The sequence below is a fragment of the Actinokineospora enzanensis DSM 44649 genome, assembly GCF_000374445.1.
Taxonomy (GTDB): Bacteria; Actinomycetota; Actinomycetes; order Mycobacteriales; family Pseudonocardiaceae; genus Actinokineospora; species Actinokineospora enzanensis.
Window position 1 is genome coordinate 241,718 of sequence record NZ_KB894406.1, and the last position, 16,896, is coordinate 258,613.

At 73.2% G+C, this 16,896-nt stretch carries 15 protein-coding genes; 9 read left to right on the forward strand and 6 right to left on the reverse strand.

Annotated features, from left to right (window positions below; translation table 11 throughout):
- Positions 1–2: 2 nt before the first annotated feature.
- Positions 3–359, reverse strand: a complete 357-nt coding sequence (locus tag C503_RS0108030) for a SchA/CurD-like domain-containing protein (protein WP_018681672.1) — start codon at positions 357–359, stop codon at positions 3–5.
- 11 nt (positions 360–370) lie between these two features.
- A complete protein-coding gene (locus C503_RS48450; RefSeq protein ID WP_026316085.1) occupies positions 371–1,504 on the reverse strand; it encodes a nucleotide disphospho-sugar-binding domain-containing protein in 1,134 nt (377 codons plus the stop codon).
- Positions 1,505–1,591: 87 nt separating this feature from the next.
- Between C503_RS48450 and C503_RS0108040 the strand changes: the two genes are divergently transcribed.
- Positions 1,592–2,269 (forward strand): SDR family NAD(P)-dependent oxidoreductase, encoded by a 678-nt coding sequence (locus C503_RS0108040; RefSeq protein WP_018681674.1) that lies wholly within the window; start codon positions 1,592–1,594, stop codon positions 2,267–2,269.
- Here the strand turns inward: C503_RS0108040 and C503_RS38555 are convergent.
- Entirely contained in the window at positions 2,258–4,069 is a 1,812-nt protein-coding gene (locus tag C503_RS38555) for an AfsR/SARP family transcriptional regulator (protein ID WP_169514512.1), read from the reverse strand. The genes C503_RS0108040 and C503_RS38555 overlap by 12 nt on opposite strands.
- 362 nt (positions 4,070–4,431) lie before the next feature.
- Here C503_RS38555 and C503_RS0108050 point away from each other — a divergent pair, with 362 nt between their 5' ends.
- The gene (locus C503_RS0108050) at positions 4,432–5,283 is read left to right on the forward strand and encodes an LLM class flavin-dependent oxidoreductase (RefSeq protein ID WP_026316086.1); all 852 of its coding nucleotides are present in this window, start codon (positions 4,432–4,434) and stop codon (positions 5,281–5,283) included.
- Here the strand turns inward: C503_RS0108050 and C503_RS0108055 are convergent.
- Both C503_RS0108055 and C503_RS0108060 read right to left on the reverse strand, forming a co-directional pair.
- Positions 5,276–6,463 carry a glycosyltransferase gene (locus tag C503_RS0108055; protein WP_018681677.1) on the reverse strand — a complete coding sequence of 396 codons (1,188 nt, stop codon included), beginning with the start codon at positions 6,461–6,463 and terminating at the stop codon, positions 5,276–5,278. The genes C503_RS0108050 and C503_RS0108055 overlap by 8 nt on opposite strands.
- Complete coding sequence (locus tag C503_RS0108060) at positions 6,460–7,659, reverse strand: nucleotide disphospho-sugar-binding domain-containing protein (protein ID WP_018681678.1); 1,200 nt, start codon at positions 7,657–7,659, stop codon at positions 6,460–6,462. Before C503_RS0108060 ends, C503_RS0108055 begins: the two co-directional genes overlap by 4 nt.
- A 152-nt stretch (positions 7,660–7,811) precedes the next feature.
- Here C503_RS0108060 and C503_RS0108065 point away from each other — a divergent pair, with 152 nt between their 5' ends.
- Entirely contained in the window at positions 7,812–8,990 is a 1,179-nt protein-coding gene (locus tag C503_RS0108065) for a nucleotide disphospho-sugar-binding domain-containing protein (protein ID WP_018681679.1), read from the forward strand.
- 16 nt (positions 8,991–9,006) lie between these two features.
- Complete coding sequence (locus C503_RS0108070) at positions 9,007–10,152, forward strand: nucleotide disphospho-sugar-binding domain-containing protein (protein WP_245572430.1); 1,146 nt, start codon at positions 9,007–9,009, stop codon at positions 10,150–10,152.
- Positions 10,153–10,199: 47 nt separating this feature from the next.
- Here the strand turns inward: C503_RS0108070 and C503_RS38560 are convergent, their stop codons facing one another.
- On the reverse strand, positions 10,200–10,985 hold the full coding sequence (locus tag C503_RS38560; protein ID WP_018681681.1) for a tyrosine-protein phosphatase: 786 nt from the start codon (positions 10,983–10,985) through the stop codon (positions 10,200–10,202).
- 203 nt (positions 10,986–11,188) lie between these two features.
- Here C503_RS38560 and C503_RS38565 point away from each other — a divergent pair, with 203 nt between their 5' ends.
- Genes C503_RS38565 through C503_RS0108100 form a run of 5 tightly spaced genes read left to right on the forward strand, consistent with a single transcriptional unit; the run spans position 11,189 to position 16,866 of the window.
- Positions 11,189–11,851 carry a PadR family transcriptional regulator gene (locus C503_RS38565; protein ID WP_018681682.1) on the forward strand — a complete coding sequence of 221 codons (663 nt, stop codon included), beginning with the start codon at positions 11,189–11,191 and terminating at the stop codon, positions 11,849–11,851.
- Positions 11,852–11,899: 48 nt separating this feature from the next.
- On the forward strand, positions 11,900–14,374 hold the full coding sequence (locus tag C503_RS38570; RefSeq protein ID WP_169514513.1) for a PEP/pyruvate-binding domain-containing protein: 2,475 nt from the start codon (positions 11,900–11,902) through the stop codon (positions 14,372–14,374).
- Positions 14,374–15,051: a VC0807 family protein gene (locus C503_RS38575; protein WP_018681684.1), complete on the forward strand. Its 678-nt coding sequence runs from the start codon at positions 14,374–14,376 to the stop codon at positions 15,049–15,051. The genes C503_RS38570 and C503_RS38575 overlap by 1 nt, the downstream gene beginning before the upstream one ends.
- Positions 15,044–16,051 (forward strand): ABC transporter ATP-binding protein, encoded by a 1,008-nt coding sequence (locus tag C503_RS0108095; protein ID WP_018681685.1) that lies wholly within the window; start codon positions 15,044–15,046, stop codon positions 16,049–16,051. The genes C503_RS38575 and C503_RS0108095 overlap by 8 nt, the downstream gene beginning before the upstream one ends.
- On the forward strand, positions 16,048–16,866 hold the full coding sequence (locus C503_RS0108100; RefSeq protein WP_018681686.1) for an ABC transporter permease: 819 nt from the start codon (positions 16,048–16,050) through the stop codon (positions 16,864–16,866). The genes C503_RS0108095 and C503_RS0108100 overlap by 4 nt, the downstream gene beginning before the upstream one ends.
- Positions 16,867–16,896: the final 30 nt, after the last annotated feature.

Here is a 16,896-nt window from a genome sequence, read left to right on the forward strand (position 1 = left end):
CGTCAGTCCCCGGCGGTCAGTCGGGAGATGGCGGGCAGCAGGCTGCGGCGGAACGTCTCGACGAAACCCGCCACGGTCCCGGTGTCCCGCGGTACGGCGAGGTAGGGCGCGAGCCTGCGTTCGGCCTCCTGCACCCCCGGCTGTCCCGCGATGTACCGGGCGATCGCGTCCAGGTCGCCGTCGTACTCGATGACCCGCACCATCACGGCCCCGCGCTGGAACAGCGTGGTGGACCGCAGCCGGGTCCCGGGCGCTCCCGGGACCTCGGCCGCGCCCACCCGCCGGAAGCCCGCGAAGATCTCCGCGATCTCCCGGTCGTGGCCGGGCCGGATGTCGTAGCTGATGGCCGCGAGCGGCATGGCTCCTCCGATCAGGTGGCGAGCGCGGTCAACCGGGGGACCAGCGCGCTCGGTGGGGGCAGTTCGTCCATCTCCGCACGCAGCCGACGGGCCGCGTCCCGTTCCGCGGAACCGTCCAGGATCTCGTGCAACTCCCGGGACAACATCCCGGTGGCCGCCTGCTCGGCGCTCAGCACCCGCGCCGCCCCACTCGCGGCCAGGCGGCAGGCGAACCCGGCGTGGTCGGGTAACTGGGGCACGACCAGCGAGGGCACTCCGAGGCTCAACGCGGTCAATCCGCTCCCTGCCCCGCCGTGGTGGATCAGGGCATCGGCTCCCGGCAGCGCCAGGTGCAGCGGGACATCGGCCACTACCGGCAGCCCGCCGAGCAGTGCGCGTTGACCGCTCGACGCCACCACCCGGACGTCGACATCGTCCGCGAGCCGTCGGGCGATCGACGCGACCGGGAACCGCCCGGGGTCGACCTTCGCGATGGTGTGCCCCCAGGTGACGAGCACCCGCGGCCGACCGGTGTCCACAACCGACGGTGGCACCGGACCGGGCCCGTTGAACGGCACGTACCGCACCCGCAGCACCGACCCGGCGGTGACGGGCTGGAAACCCGACGGCGTCGGATCAATGACCACCGCGTCGGACAGCTCGGGCGGCTCGACCCCGTGCCGCTCGGCCACCGGCGCCAGCAGGTCTCGCACCATCCCGAGCGCGGGCCGCAGCAGGTCCACGCCGAACAGGTGCCGTACCCCCGGCACCCCGATCGCCGCGGCCGCGACCGGGCCCGCCAGGTTCGTCGGGTCGTACACCACCAGGTCCGGCCGCCACTCCCGGACGAACGCCAGCAGGTCGGGCAGCATCGACTCCGCGTGGGCCGCCAGCATCCGCAGCACCCGCGGCACCCCGTCCGGCTTCCCGGCGGGCCTGCCCGCCGTCACCCGGTCGGCAGGCAACAGGTACTCCCGCACCAACGCCGCGGTGTCCACGTCGGTACCGACCGGCACGCCGGGCAGACCCGCGCCCGACACCGTCGGCATCAGGCCGGGCTGGCTCGCGACCCGCACCTCGTGTCCCGCCGACCGCAGCGCCCACGCCAGCGGCACCATCGGGTACAGGTGTGAGGGCCACGCCCAGGTGGTGAACAGCACGCGCATGCCGCCAAGCATCGCCACCCCGGCTCGAAATCCGCTCGACCCGTTGTCCTCCAACGGTTTTCGAGTCCCGCCGGGCACGATCGAGCGATGACACGCACTGTACTGGTGACCGGGGCCAACCGCGGTCTCGGCCGGGCCGTCGCCGCCCGGCTGCGGGCCGACGGCCTGCGCGTGGTGGTGACCGCGCGCGACGGTGACCGGGCGCGCGCGGTCGCGGCCGAGCTCGGGCCGGACGCGGTGGGCCTGCCGCTCGACGTCACCGATCCCGACGGCGTGCTGCGCGTCAAGGACGCCATCGGCCACGTCGACGCCCTGGTGAACAACGCGGGCGTCCTGCTGGACGCAGGCGGCGACCCGTTGGCGGTGCCCCTGGACTCGGTGCGCGCGACCCTGGCGGTGAACCTGCTCGGCGCCTGGCAGGTGACCCAGGCGTTCGTGCCCGGGATGGTGGCGGCGGGCTGGGGCCGGGTCGTCATGGTCTCCAGCGGCACCGGCACGTTCGCCAACGGCCTGTTCCCCCGCACCCCCGGCTATTCCGTGTCGAAGGCCGCGCTCAACGGGCTGACCGCGATGCTCGCCGCACGGCTGGCGGGCACCGGCGTGCTGGTGAACGCGGTCAACCCCGGCCGGGTGCGCACCCGGATGATGCCCGACGCGCCGCGCTCGGCCGCCGACGCCGCCGGGGACGTGGCCGCCGCCGTGCTGCTCCCCGACGACGGCCCGAACGGCGTCCTGCTGCGCGAGCGGGAGCCGTCAGCCTGGTAGCACCGACCGGACGCGTTCACGCGCGTAGTCGGCGAGCACCGGGTGCAGCCCGTACCGGGACTCGGTGCAGTCCTGCGCGGGCACGATGTCGGCGAGGTTGCGCGCCACCAGGGCGTCCAGCGTCTTGGCGCCGGTGCGCAGCTCGGCCGGGGTGGTGCCGACGCCGGGCACCGCGTCGGCCAGGCCGTGGAAGGCCGCGCGCTGCTGCGGCGGCAGCAGCCGGTAGCTGGCGTCCAGCCGGGCCCGCAGGTTGATGTCGCCGAAGCGCAGGTGGTCCAGCGGGCGGGCGGCGGCCTCGACCTGGTCGCGCAGCTGCCAGATCGGCACCCCGGTGGCCAGCAGCCGGGCGCCGAGACAGCGGATCGCCAGCGGCAGGTGGCCGAAGCGGGCCAGCAGCCGCTCGGCGTCCGCCCGTTCGCGGGTCACCCTGCCGGTGCCGACGATGCCCGCCAGTAGGGTCAGCGCGCGGGTCGGGCACATCGGGGCCAGCCGCAGCGAGTGCGCGCCCGGCTGGGTCGGCGGCGCGGCCGAGCTGGTGACGATCACCGCGCAGCGCGCGTCGCCCGGCAGCAGCGGCCGCACCTGCTCGTAGGAGCGGGCGTCGTCGAGCACGACCAGCACCCGCCGCCCGGAGCTCCAGCTGCGGAACGCGGTCGCCCGCTCGGCCAGGTCGGCGGCGGTCACCTGGTGGGTCAGCTGCACCGCGCGCAGGAACCGGGCCAGGATGTCGGCCGGTTCCGCGGGGTTGTCGTCGGTGCCGCGCAGGTCGGCGAAGAACTGGCCGTCGGGGAAGTGCTCGCGCAGCCGGTGCGCCAGGTGCACCGCGAACGCGGTCTTGCCCACGCCGGGCATGCCGTTCACGGTCAGCACCCGCAGCGCGGACGGCGGGCCGGTGCGCGGCCGCAGCCACTGCGTCGCCTGCCGCACCAGGTCGTCGGGTACCACGTAGTCGGCGGTGTCCGGCGGCAGCTGGGCGGGCGTGATCGGGGTCGCCACGACCGGCTCGCGCGCGCCGACGAGGGCGCTCGCGGGCACGCCGACGGCGGGGGCGCCGCCCGCGGCCAGGATCGTGCCGTGCAGCTCCTGCAGCGACACCGACGGCTCCAGGCCTGCCTGCTCGATCATCGCCTCGCGCAGCCGCTGGAAGACCGCCAGCGCCTCCAGCTGCCGATTGGACCGGTGCAGGGCCAGCATCAGGTCGCCGTGGAACTCCTCGTGCAGCGGGTGGCCGATGGTCAGCTCCTTGAGCTCGCTGATCAGCTCGCGGTGCCGGTCCAGCCGCAGGTCCGCCTCGATCCGCACCTCCAGCGTGCGCAGCTTGCGCTCGGCCAGCCGCATCGCGTGCGCGGACAGGGTGGCGCCGGTGGACAGGTCGCTGAGCGCGGGTCCGCGCCACAGCCGCAGCGCCTGCGCGCACAGCGTGGCGGCCTGCTCGACCTGGCCGCCGCGCAGCGCCGTCTCGCCCGCCATGGCGAGCCGTTCGAACTGGGCGACGTCCAGGTCCTCGGCCGCGATCGAGGCGCGGTAGCCGCGCGGCAGCGTGTCCAGCAGGTCGGCGCCGGGGCCGGGGCCGGGCAGCAGCCTGCGGATCTTGTACACGTAGGTCTGCAGCGTGGCCAGCGCGCTGCGCGGGGGATTGTTCCCCCACAGCTCGTCGATCAGCTCCTCGGTTCGCACCACCCGACCCCGGTACAACGCGAGCATTGTCAGGACGACGCGTTGTTTGTCCGCTTTCGGCGTGATGTCGTTTTCCCCGTCGAGCACCTGAATCGGGCCGAGCAATCGGAAACGTATACCCACTTCCCAGTCCCCCAGTGACTCGTCAGCGGGCGGAATGATGTTGCGGACACGTGTCATGGTCGGGTATCGCGCGGATCCCCGGCCGCCTGCGTGGCGTGCGCGGGCGGCGCGGATCAAGTCCACATGCGAATGTGGCTACCCCGGAACGTGCCCCCGGATCATTATTCCCCCCAGTTTGTCTTATCCCTCTATCGGCCTAGTGGCGACTCGCAAACGCGGCGCGACGCGTGGTTCGCAAGTTATCGAATGCTACACCGCTGCGGCGGGCGAGTGCATTCCACTATGCGTCGAGCGCGGGTGGATCCGGAAAGGGGATGGTCGATTCCCGCGGCCACGGCCGCGTCGACCAGCAAGGGGGCGGTATGCGAATCGGTATCGGGTTGCCCGCGGCGGTGCCGGGGTTTTCGGCCAGGGGTTTGCCTGCGTGGGCCGTTCGGGCGGAGGAACGCGGCTTCGCCACCCTGGCCGTGCTGGACCGGTTGGCCTACGCCAACCTGGAGCCGCTCGTGGCCCTGGCCGCCGCGGCCGCGGTGACCGAGCGGATCGGGCTGGCCGCGAGCGTGCTGATCGCCCCGTACCGCGCGGACGTCGCGGTGCTGGCCAAGCAGGCGGCCTCGGTCGAGCGGCTGGCCGGGGGCAGGCTCACGCTCGGCCTGTCGGCCGGTCTGCGCCGGGACGACTACGACCTCAACGGCGTCCCCTACGCCGACCGGGGAGCCCGGCTGGACGCGATGATCGGGCGGCTGCGCGAGCTCTGGGCCGGGGACGAGGTGGGGCCCGACCCGGCCGACGGCGGGCCCGCGCTGATGATCGGCGGGAACTCCGATGCCGCCCTGCGCCGGGCCGCGCGGCACGGCTTCGGCTGGATCGCGGGCGCCGGTTCGGCCGACCAATACGGCCGCGCGCTGGCCAGGATGCGCGCGTTCTGGTCCGAACACGGGCACACGAGTACACAACCGACCAAAGCGCTGGTTTTCTACGCCCTCGGCGAACGCGCCACCGAACTGGCGAACCGCTACCTGCTCGACTACTACGCCTTTCTCGGACCGCACCGGGAAGTCATGGCCCGCAAGGCCGTCACCGGTGAACAGGGCGTACGGGAATGCGTGGCAGGCTATCGCCGGGCCGGGTGCGACGAACTGCTGTTCTTCCCCTGCGCCGATGACCCGGCCCAGCTCGACCTGCTCGCCGACGCGCTCGCCGGGCTCAGCTGACCAGGGCCGCCAGGTCGTCGGCGAGGTCGTCGACCGAGGGCAGGGCGAGCATGTGCCGCCGCAGCGCCCTGCCCCGCGCGCGGTAGCGCGGGTCGTCGAGCACCTCGACGCAGGCCGCGCGCAGCGACCCGGCCGTGACCGACGACGGCGGCAGCAGCCGCGCCACCCCCAGCTCCGCGCACCGCGCCGCGATCCGGGGCTGGTCGGCGGTCAGCGGCACCGCCACCATCGGCACGCCGCAGCGCAGCGCCTCCTTCATCCCGTTGAACCCGGCGTGCGTCACGAACAGGTCGGCGCTCTCCAGCACGAGCGCCTGCGGCGAACGGGCGACCGCGTGCACGTGCGCCTGCTGCGGCCCGAAGCGCTCCGGATCCTCGCCGACGACGACCATCGCGGTGCAATCCAGCGCGCCGACGACCTCCAGTATCGTCGAGGTCAGCCGCTCGGCCACCGGCAACCGGCCGGTCGAGGTGCCCAGCGCCGCGTACACGAACGGACGCGCGGGATCGGCCTCGGCGAGCCACTCGGGCAGGCGTTCGCCCCGGTGCGCCGAGTGCTCGTGCCGGTAGCAGCGGGTATTCGGCAGCACCAGCTCGGAGTCCCCGTACGCGGGCGGCAGGAAGCTCACGTGCAGGTGCCGGTAGAGCGACTCCCCCCGAACGTCGGCGGACAGTCCTAACGCGACACGGTGGTCGGCCAGCCGCGGCCCCAGCCGTTCGCCCACGAGCAGGTCCATCTCGCTGCCGGAGGCGACCGACACGTGCGGCACGCCCAACGCCTCCGCCGCCAGGTACCCGCCGAACTCCCCGACCTCCCGCACCACCAGGTCCGGCCGCCAGGACCCGGCCAGCCGCAGCACATCCCTGGCCAGCGCGAGGGCGACCGGCCCGGCGAACACCTCGGTCACGATCCGCGGCGCGAGCGCCTCGGTGGCCGCGCGGGCCTCCTCCGGCGGCAGCCGCGGGAAGTCCTTCGGCAGCAGCTGCCAGATCTCCCGCGACCAGTCGTAGCCCCCGGGGACATGGTCCAGCCCATAGGCCGCGACGTCCGCCGCGAGCGTCTCCGCCGCGCACACGGCCACCTCGTGCCCGCGCCCGCGCAACGCGGCGGCGAGCGGCACCAACGGCCGCAGGTGCCCACCCGCAGGCTGGGTCGTGAACAACACGCGCAGGCCGCTCACCGGACCGGCGTCCCGTCCTCGACCAGCTCCGCCAACCCCGCCGCGACCCGCGCTGGCGTGGGCTGGTCCAGGATCTCCCGCCGCAGCCCCGCCGCCACCTGCCGGTACGACGGGTCGGCCAGCATCCGCCGCGCCTGCTCGGCGATCACCGGCACGGTCGCGTCGTCGCGCAGCAGCACCACACCGGCGCCCGCGTCCGCCAGCTGCCGCGCGTTGAACACCTGGTCCGGCAGGTGCGCCACGACCAGCAGCGGCACCCCGGAGGCGAGCGCGGTCATCGTGGTGCCCGCGCCGCCCTGGGCGATCACCAGGTCGCAGGTGGGCAGCAGCAGGTGCAGTGGCAGCGACTCCACCACGCGGACGTGCTGGGGCACCGCGCCGAGCAGCTCGCGGTGTGCCGCCGACACGGCGACGATGGTCTCCGCGTCCAGGTCCGCGATGGCCTCGATCACCTTGGGCGCCAGGAACATGTTCTCGCCGAAGCTGGGGATCGAGGTGCCCCAGGTGACGCAGACCCGCCGACGCGCGGGCGGGTCGAGCAGCCACCTCGGCATGACCCCCGGCCCGTTGTACGGCACGTACCGCACGCCCTGCCTGTGGTAGTCGGTCGTCACCTGCACCCCGGGCGGGCACGGGTCCACGGTGACCGTGCCCATCGTGTCGACCGGTCCGAGGCCGAGCCGCTCGCCCAGCGGGGCGATCGCCCGCGACTCCAGCTCGCGGACGGCGTAGGTGTAGTCCGGGCCCCACAGGTGCCGGACCGAGGGCACACCCAGCGCCGCGGCCAGCAACGGGCCCGCGTACGTGGTCGGCTCGTGCACGACCAGGTCCGGCCGCCACGCGGTGCCGAAGTCCAGCAGGTCGTCGATCATGTTCTCGGCCATCGCGACGAACGGGGCCAGCCCGCGCAACGCCATCTCCGCCGCCCGGCCCGAGGGCTCGGCGGCGCCGTTCCGCCAGGCGGGCGACTTCTTCGACACCACCGGCAGATCGCCCAGCTTCTCCCGCAGCAGCGCGGCGAAGTCCAGGTCCCGCCCCACCGCGACGGCGGTCAGCGCCGACTGGGTGATCACCGGCGCGAACCCGGGCGGCCCCGCCACCCGCACCTCGTGCCCGGCCGCCCGCAGCGCCCAGCCCAGCGGCACCATCGGGAAGTAGTGCGAGCCCCATGCCCAGCTCGTGAACAGCACCCGCATGTCCGACCCGCTCCCTCCAGCCGACGGCAACCCGGGCCGAATGCTCGACCGCCGCGGTGGGAGGGCGAGCAACCGGGATTCGAGGCGACCTGGACCACCGGCGGGCACGGTGGGCCGCCGAGTCACCCGCCGCGCGGAAGGGCAGCCCCGATATGCGAGTACTGTTCACGTCCTGGTCCGGTGCCACCCACTACTTCCCGCAGGTGCCGCTGGGCTGGGCGCTGCAGGCCGCGGGCCACGAGGTGCGGGTGGCCAGCCAGCCCGCGCTCGCGCCGGTGATCACCGGGTCCGGACTGACTGCGGTGTCCGTCGGCCCCGACGTCGACTATCCCGGTCTGGTCAAGGAGAAGGTCGGCGAGCTGCCCATCGTGCGGGCCGCGCCGGACTGGCGGGAGCGGCACCGCGGCAAGACCGCGCGGGCGCACGAGGTGTTCGGCGCCATGGCCGACGTCATGGTCGACGACCTGCTGGAGTTCGCCCGCTGGTGGCGGCCGGACCTGGTGGTGTTCGACCCGACCAGCTACGCCGGTCCGCTGGTGGCCGCGTTGGTCGGGGTGCCCGCGGTGCGCAACCTGTGGGGGCCGGACCTGATGTACCGGTTCGACGAGTTCGCGGGCGAGGCGCTGCGGCCGCTGTGCGAGCGGCTCGGCCTGGCCGGGGTGCGCACCCTCGGCGCGATGACCGTGGACCCGTGCCCGCCCCGGCTGCAGATCGCCACCGACTACCGGCGCCAGGGGATGCGGTACGTGCCCTACAACGGGCCGGGAGTGCTGCCCAGGTGGCTGCTCGACGAACCGCCGACCAGGCCCCGGGTCTGCGTCAGCTGGGGGACCGTGCTCGGCGGGTTCGGCCAGGACGTGTTCCTGGCGCCCCGGGTGGCGCGCGCGATCGCCGACCTGGACGTGGAGGTCGTGCTGGCCATCGCGCCCGCGCACCGGGAGCTGATCGGCGACCTGCCGCCGGGCGTGCGGGTGGTCGAGTCGCTGCCGTTCCACATGCTGCTGCCCACCTGCGACCTGATGATCAGCCAGGGCGGCGGCGGGACCATCCTCACCGCGCTGCTCAACGGCGTGCCCATGCTGGTGGTCCCGCAGCTGCCCGACCACGCTTTCCACGCCAGATGCCTGGTCAACTCGGGCGCGGGCGCCAGCGTCCTGGAGGAGGACGCGACCGAGGAACGGATCAGGGAGCAGGTGCTGGCGATGCTGGGCGACTCGCCGTTCCGGGCCGCCGCCGGGGAGCTGCGCGCGGACATCCTCGCCCAGCCCTCGCCCATCGAGGTCGTGGACGTGCTCGCCGACCTGGCGGGCTCGCCCGCGCTGACGGGCTGAGGGGGCCGCCGTGCGCATGCTGTTCACCACGCTCGCCTGGTCATCGCACTACTTCCCGATGGTGCCGCTGGGCTGGGCCGCCCGCGCCGCCGGGCACGAGGTGCGGGTGCTCACCCAGCCCGCGCTGGTCGACCAGGTCCGCGCCTCCGGGCTGCCCGCCGTGGTGGCGGGCCGGGATGTGGACCTGCGGGCCATGGTCGGCAAGGACGTGGACGTCGGTCCCGGGACCCGTTCCACCATGTCGACCTGGCGGGAGAGCCGGGAGCTGCGGGCCGGGCAGGCGATCACCTGGTTCACCGCGATCACCGAGGCGATGGCCGCCGACGCGCTGGATATCGCCCGCGCCTGGCGGCCGGACGTCGTCGTGTTCGAGCCCGCCGTCTACGTCGGCCCGCTGATCGCGCAGGCGCTGGGCATCCCGGCGGTGCGCCACCTGTGGGGCACCGACTACACCTACCCGCACCGGGAACGGGAGTACGACCTGCTCGCCCCGTTGTGGCGGCGGCACGGTCTCGGCGCGGTGCGGCCGTTCGAGGTGCTTACCGTCGACCCCTGCCCGGCGAGCATGCAGATCCCCGGTGTGCCGCACCGGCAACCGATGCGGTACGTGCCCTACAACGGTCCCGCCGTCGTCCCGGACTGGTTGCGGGAGCCGGTGGGACGGCCCCGGGTGTGCCTCACCTTCGGCACCACGCTGGCGAAGCTGACCGGCAGCGTGGTGACCGCGCCGGAGGTGATCGAGGCGGTGCGCGAGGTGGACGCCGAGATCGTGGTGGCGCTGGCCGCCGGTCAGCGCGACAGCCTCGGCCCGTTGCCGCCACAGGTGCGGGTCGTGGAGTCGCTGCCGTTGCGGCTGCTGCTGCCCGGCTGCGCCGCGATCGTCCACAAGGGAGGATCGGGCACCACGCTGACCGCCGCCGCGGCCGGGGTGCCGCAGCTGGTCCTGCCCACCATCGCCGACCAGTTCCTCAACGCGGAACGGCTGGCCGCCACCGGCGCGGGAGAGTATCTGGAGCAGGATGTGGCCACCCCGGAACGCATCCGGTCGGACCTGCTCGCCCTGCTCGACTCCGCCGCGCACCGGTCGGCGGCCGACGCGCTGCGTCGGGAGATCGAACGGCAGCCCACGCCCGCCGAGGTGGTCGGCCTGCTGCCGGGCTGAGCGGCGGCCGGGGAGTCCCGGCCACCGCGCGGCCGCACCGACCGTGGTCACACCAGCAGCAGGTTGTGCAGGCGGGCGAGCTGGGCGGGCGACATGCCCAGTCCCACGCTGAGGAAGCCGTGGAACGAGCCGAAGTCCTGCCCCGCCTGCGCGAACGCGGCGTCCAGGTACTCGGTGTAGGCGTAGACGCCGCCGAGCGCGTCGTTGGACGCCAGGTACTCGGTGTCCACCTGGGCCCTGGGCACGCCGAGCAGGGTCAGCAGGATCGCGGTCAGCCAACCGGCCCGGTGCGCGCCCGCGCTGTCGTGGTAGAGCAATGGCCGCTGGGAGTCGGGGAGCAGCCGGTGCAAGGTGTCCGCGAAACTCGCCCGCCAGGCGGGATTGCTCACATAGCCCTGGTAGAGGGCGATCTGCTTCGGGTCGGGCACGCCGAGCGCCTGGTGCTGGGCCTGTCCGGGGGGATCGCCGATCGGCGCGGAGACCCGGACCACGCCCGGCGGCAGCCGGTCGGCGCCCTGCACGGCGATCTCGGCCGCGGTGCGGAAGTCGACCACCTGGGCCAGGCCCAGCGTGGCCAGCTGTCCGACACCGGTGTCGGTGAGCAGCGACAGCGTGCCCGACCGGTAGACGATGCCGTGGCGCACGGTGTAGGGCGGGGTGGCCGCCAGGCCGCCGATGTCGCGCAGGTTGAGGCTGCCCTCGATGGTCGGCGTGGTGGTCGGCGTGGTCAGCGTGGTCGTCGCGGCGGCGGCGACGGCGCGCCCCGCCGGGGTCAGCGCGGCGCCCGCGGCCAGCGTGGCGAACAGGAAAGTTCTTCGGGTGTTGCGGTTCATCGGCACCTCACCGGGGTCTTCGCGGCTATCGGCCGCGTGGGATCGCGTGAACCTAAGCCGCCCCGGTTGGCGCGGACTCGACCCCGTTTCGACCCGGTCCCGAGCGGTCGGCCCCGCCCGGTTGTCCGCGCATACTGAACCCCGCTATAGTGCAAAGTGCGTGATGCGCCGCGCAATACCTTCCAGGAAGAAAGTTGGGTCGGATGGCCAGACAGCGGATCGGCAACCGGGACGTCGTCGCGTTGGCGGTGCTGGCCATGCTGATGGAGCAGCCCCAGCACCCGTACGAGATGCAGCGCCTGATCAGGGAGCGCCGCAAGGACTTCGTGACCGGGCTGCCGCGCAGCCTCTACCACGCGGTCGACCGGTTGCTGCGGGCCGGATACGTGGAACAGGCCGAGACGACCCGGGACGGCGGCAGGCCGGAGCGGACCACGTTCCGGATCACCGACAGCGGCCGGGAGCAGTTCGAGCTGTGGCTGCTCGACCTGCTGGCCACCCCGGAGGTGGAACACCCGGTGTTCACCGCCGCCGTCTCGTTCCTGTCCCACCTGTCCACCGAGTCGGTGCAGACCGCGCTGCAGTCCCGGATCGTCGTGCTGCAGGGCCAGGTCGCCGATCTCGACGCGCAGATAGCCCTGGTGGAGCGGTACCTGCACCGGCTGGGCAGGTTGGAGCTGGAACACGCCAGGGTGCTGCGCCAGGCCGAGCTGGACTGGCTCGGCACGGTCGTCGCCGACATGCAGGCCGGGCGGCTGGTCTGGGAGGCCGAGCACATGCCCGCGGCCGATCCCGCGGAACCGGAGTCCGGGGAGCCCGCGGCGGAGAACGTCACGCCGTTGAAGCGCAAGGCGGTCGACGGATAGTCCGGTCGCACACTCGCACAGGGGGAAGGAATGCTGGAACAGGAGTTAGTGAGGGAGCTGCGGGACGTCGGGTTCGCCGACGCGCCGCGGACCGGACGCAAGGCCGCCGCGCTGGGCGAGCTGTCCGCCGCGGGTTTCCCGGTGCCGGACGGTTTCGTGCTGACCGTGGACGCCCTGCGCCGCACGCTGGACTACGCGGGCCTGCGCACCACGGCGGCCCGGGAGGACCAGGTGGCGACGGTGGTGCTGCCGGATGACGTCCTCGGCGCACTGCGCACGATCGCGGAACGGACCGAGGGCGTCCCGCTCGCGGTGCGCTCCACCGGCGTCGACGAGGACCTGGCGGGCTCCTCGTTCGCGGGCCAGTACACCACCGTGCTGGCCGTGGTCGGCATCGACGCGCTGGTCACCGCTGTGCGCGCCTGCTGGGCATCGGCGTTCTCCGCGCGCGTCGCGTCCTACCGGGCGGCCAACGGCATCGACCGGGCACCGAGCATGGCCGTACTGGTGCAGCACCTGGTGCCCGCGACCGCGGCCGGGGTCGCCTTCACCGCCAACGTGGTGACCGGCGACCGGACGGAGGTGCTGGTCAGCGCGGTGCGCGGGCTCGGCGAGCGACTGGTCTCCGGGCTGGTGACCCCGGACGAGTGGGTCGTCGGGACCGACGGTGCCCGCCGCACGCACAGCAGCGAGGACGCCGTCACCGCGGCGCGGGTGGTCGAGGTGGCCGAGCTGGCCCGCGCGGTGGAGGCGCATTTCGACGGCGTGCCACAGGACATCGAGTGGGCGGTCGACGGCGCGGGGCTGCACCTGTTGCAGGCCAGGCCGATCACCACGCTGTCCGATGTGGAGGTCCCGCCCGGCCACTGGCAGCGCGACGCCTTGGCGCTGCGGCCGATGACGCCGATGCACCTGAGCACGGTGGTGGAGACCACCAACTCGGTGGTGGGCGAGCTGTTCCGCTACGGCCTGGCGGCGGGCACCGAGACCCGCGCGCTGGGCGGCTGGCCGTACTGGCGCATCGTCGGCCTGGACGAGCAGGGCGGCTCGGGCAACGCGTTCGGCGACCGCATCCGGGAGATCGTCGCCGCGGTCCGCTCCGACGAACCGGTCCGCACCATCGACCGCTGGTACGCCGAGTGGCAGCCCGAGCTGGCCGCCGAGCTGGACCAGCTGCGCGACGTGCCGTTGGCCGGGCTGGCCGACGACGCCCTGCGCGAGCACCTGCTCACCGTGCGGCAGACCGCGGCCAAGGCGCAGCGGCTGCATTTCACCGTGGGCGGCGCCTGCGGCTACCTGGTCGGCGATCTCGGCGTGCGCTGCCGCGACGAGCTGGGATGGACCACACAGGACACACTGCTGCTGCTGACCGGCATCCCCGGGAAGACCAGCGAACCCGGCATCCGGATCCGCGAGCTCGCCACCCTGGTGGCGGACTCCGAGGACCTGACAGCCTTGCTGTCCGAAGTGGATGGAATGGAGTCCGCGGCACGCGTGCTCGGTACGCTCGCCAGTGACTACCCGGATTTCGCCGAGCGTTTTGAACGCTACCGGCGCGACTACGCCCATCGCGGGCTCGGCAACGAACTGGCCGAGCCGACCATGGCCGAGCAGCCCGCGCTCCTGTTGGGACTGATCCGCGACCAGGTCCTCGGTGGAACGGACATCGAGCCGGACCCGAGCGCGGGGGAGCGGGTGAGCGCGGAGGAACGCGCGGTCGCCGGGCTCGACGGCGACATCGAGGGCTTCCGCCGCATGGTGCGGCACGCCCAGCGCGCCTACCCGGTCCGCGACGACAGCGTGTTCCACTCCAGCACCGGCTGGGCCCTGCTGCGGTACGCGCTGCTGGAGACCGGGCGGCGGCTCGTCGCCCGCGGGCAGCTCGACGAGCCCGCGGACGTGTTCCTGCTGACCTGGCGCGAGGCGCTGGACGCGGTCGACTCCCGCGCCGACGCCCGGGACGCGGTCAAACGCCGCGCCGAGGAACACGAGTGGGCCGCCCGGCACCCGGGGCCCGCGAGCTACGGCGAGCGGCCCGCCTTCCAGGTGCAGGGCGGCGCCGACGACTTCCTCAGCGCGCTGCCCGCGGAGGCGGCGCACTCGTTGCAGGTGGCGATGTGGGGCTTCGCCGCCGCCAGCGACACCAAGAGGGAGCAGGCCGATGGCCACACCGGCCCGGTCGGCCTGGGCGCCTCGCCCGGCCGCTACACCGGCCCGGCCCGGATCGTGCTCAGCGAGCAGGAGTTCGGCAAGGTGCGCCCCGGCGACGTGCTGGTGTGTCCGCTGACCACCGCGCAGTGGTCGGTGCTGTTCACCACCATCGGCGCGCTGGTCACCGACCTGGGCGGGCTGCTGTCCCACCCGGCGATCATCGCGCGGGAATGCCGCATCCCGGCCGTGGTGGCCGCCGGGGACGCCACAAGGCAGCTGCGGGACGGCCAGCTGGTCACCGTGGACGGCACCACCGGCCGGATCGAGATCGCGGCCGCGCAGGACAATCACGACGAGAACGGAGATCGGTGATGTCTGGGCCCATCAACCAAACCGGCAACGCTCAGCGCGGCCGCGGCGTGCTCCGCCAGGTGCTCCCGCTCCTGCTGGCCGACGTCGTACTGCCGGTCGTCGTCTACTTCGCACTGCACCTGCAGGGCGCCTCCGACACGGTGGCGCTGTCCGCGGCCGGTGCCGCCTCGCTGATCCGGCTGGTGTTCAGCGCGGTCCGCACCAAGCGGGTCGACGGGCTGGCCGCGTTCGTGTTCCTGCTCTTCGCCGCGGGCCTGGTCGCCTCGCTGCTGGTCGGCGACCCGCGCCTGGTGATCGCCAAGGACTCCGCGTTCAGCGCCGCGATCGGCCTCGGGTTCCTCGGCTCGCTGCTCATCGGCAGGCCGGTGATGTACTTCGTGTCCCGCTGGTTCCTCTCCGGCGGTGACCCGGCGGCCTGGGACGAGCTGTGGCAGCGCAACGCGGGCCTGCGCCGCAAGGTGCGCACCATGACCGTCCTGTGCGCGGTGCTGTTCTTCGCCGAGGCGGTCGTGCGGATCCCCGTGGTGTACTCGATGGACCTCTCGGTGAGCGAGGCCGAGGGCGCGTCCAAGTTCATCACCCTGGGCATGGTCGTGGCGCTCGGCGTCGTCGGCCGCACCCTGGGCCGCGGGATCCGCCGGGACGTCAAGGAGCTAGGGCAGCGGTCGCATGGCTGAGGGCGGGCCGGGACCGGGTTCGGTGGCGGTGCTCGCCGCGGCCGCCGGATCCGACGCCGCCGTACGCACCGTGGGCCTGGCCAAGACCTACCGGTCCGCGCACGGCGACGTCCTCGCCGTGCGCGGGCTGGACCTGGAGGTGGCCAGGGGCGAGTTCTTCGGGCTGCTCGGCCCGAACGGCGCGGGCAAGTCCACCACCATCGGCATGCTCACCACCCTGGTCAAGCCGACCGGCGGCAGCGCCCGGCTGGTCGGCCACGACGTGGTCACGGAGCCGGTGGCGGTCAAGCGGCGGATCGGCGTGGTGTCCCAGAACAACACCCTGGACCGGCAGCTCACCGTGCGGGAGAACCTGGAGTTCCGCGGGCGTTTCTTCGGCCTGTCCGGCCGCGCCGCGGTGCGCCGGGCGCAGGAGCTGCTCGACCTGTTCGACCTGGGCGGCCGCGCCAAGGCCATGGTGTACGAGCTGTCCGGCGGCCAGGCCCGCCGGGTGATGATCGGGCGCGCGCTCATGCACCGGCCGGACCTGCTGTTCCTGGACGAGCCGACCGCCGCCATCGACCCGCAGACCCGGATCAACCTGTGGGACACCCTGCGCGGGCTGCACGAGCAGGGCCAGACCATCGTGCTGACCACGCACTACATGGAGGAGGCCGAGACGTTGTGCGAGCGGGTCGCGGTCGTGGACGACGGTCGGCTGCTGGCCTGCGGCACGGTGGCCGGGCTCAAGGACGAGGTGGGACCGGGCACGCTGGTCTCGGTCACCTTCGACGGCCCGGCCGACCCGGTGGCCGCCGCGGTGCGCGGCCGCGCGGGCGTCGACCGGGTCGAGGTGCGCGGCGCGACGATCCGGTTGTTCGTCCGGTCCGCTCAGAACGTGGTGGGAGACCTGGTATTGGCGGGTGTGGCGGTCGGGCTGACGGTCCGGGACTCCGCGACCGTGCCACCGAGCCTGGAGAACGTGTTCCTCGCACTGACCGGACGGGACTACCGCGAATGACCACCCTGAAACAGGCCACCCCGGTCCACACGTTCCTCGCCATGCTCGCCAGGGACGTGCGGGTGCTGCGCCGGGAGATGTTCACGTTCCTCAGTCGGACGCTGATGCAGCCGCTGTTCTTCGTGTTCGTCTTCGCCTACGTGATGCCGCGGATCGGCGGCGGCGACGGTTTCGGCCGGGTGGCGGGCGTCTCGTTTGCCACCGTGCTGGTGCCCGGGATGCTGTCCACCACGATGTTCATCTCCGGGCTGATGGCGGTCACCGTGCCGTTGATGATGGAGCTGTCCTACAACAACGAGATCGAGGACCGCCTGCTCGCGCCCGCGCCGGTGTGGCTGTTGGGGCTGGCCAAGATCTCCTCGGGCGCGGTGCAGGCGTTGATCGGGGCGTTGGTGGTGTTCCCGGTCGTGTACTTCGTGCACGAGTCCGCGCAGCCGCCGCAGATCGACCTGACGGACTGGCCCCTGCTGACGGTCGTGCTGGTCGTGTCGTCGGTGTTGTCGGCGGGGCTGGGTCTGTTGATGGGCACGATGCTGGACATCCGCAAGAGCAATGTCCTGTTCTCGCTCGTCACCGTGCCGCTGACGATGCTGGGGTGTGTGTACTACCCGTGGGCGGCGTTGCAGAGTACGCAGTGGTTGCAGATCGCGGTGCTGGTCAATCCGTTGGTGTATTCCAGCGAGGGGTTGCGCACGGCGCTCACCCCGGCCATGCCGCACATGCCGACCTGGTCGTTCCTGCTCGTGCTGCTCGGTGGTACCACCGGCGTGGTCTGGTTGGCGTTGCAGTCGTTCGCGCGCAAGGTCCGGCGCTGATGCCGTGACACTGACGTCGTGACACTGACG

Bases quoted from the DNA above. Each gene is read 5' to 3' on its own strand.
- C503_RS0108095 (WP_018681685.1), top strand. From the start codon at position 15,044: ATGGCTGAGGGCGGGCCGGGACCGGGTTCGGTGGCGGTGCTCGCCGCG.
- C503_RS0108060 (WP_018681678.1), bottom strand. From the start codon at position 7,659: ATGCGGGTGCTGTTCACGAGCTGGGCATGGGGCTCGCACTACTTCCCG.
- C503_RS0108030 (WP_018681672.1), bottom strand. From the start codon at position 359: ATGCCGCTCGCGGCCATCAGCTACGACATCCGGCCCGGCCACGACCGG.
- C503_RS38560 (WP_018681681.1), bottom strand. From the start codon at position 10,985: ATGAACCGCAACACCCGAAGAACTTTCCTGTTCGCCACGCTGGCCGCG.
- C503_RS0108065 (WP_018681679.1), top strand. From the start codon at position 7,812: ATGCGAGTACTGTTCACGTCCTGGTCCGGTGCCACCCACTACTTCCCG.
- C503_RS48450 (WP_026316085.1), bottom strand. From the start codon at position 1,504: ATGCGCGTGCTGTTCACCACCTGGGCGTGGCCCTCACACCTGTACCCG.
- C503_RS0108040 (WP_018681674.1), top strand. From the start codon at position 1,592: ATGACACGCACTGTACTGGTGACCGGGGCCAACCGCGGTCTCGGCCGG.
- C503_RS0108070 (WP_245572430.1), top strand. From the start codon at position 9,007: ATGCTGTTCACCACGCTCGCCTGGTCATCGCACTACTTCCCGATGGTG.
- C503_RS0108050 (WP_026316086.1), top strand. From the start codon at position 4,432: ATGCGAATCGGTATCGGGTTGCCCGCGGCGGTGCCGGGGTTTTCGGCC.
- C503_RS38565 (WP_018681682.1), top strand. From the start codon at position 11,189: ATGGCCAGACAGCGGATCGGCAACCGGGACGTCGTCGCGTTGGCGGTG.
- C503_RS0108100 (WP_018681686.1), top strand. From the start codon at position 16,048: ATGACCACCCTGAAACAGGCCACCCCGGTCCACACGTTCCTCGCCATG.
- C503_RS38575 (WP_018681684.1), top strand. From the start codon at position 14,374: ATGTCTGGGCCCATCAACCAAACCGGCAACGCTCAGCGCGGCCGCGGC.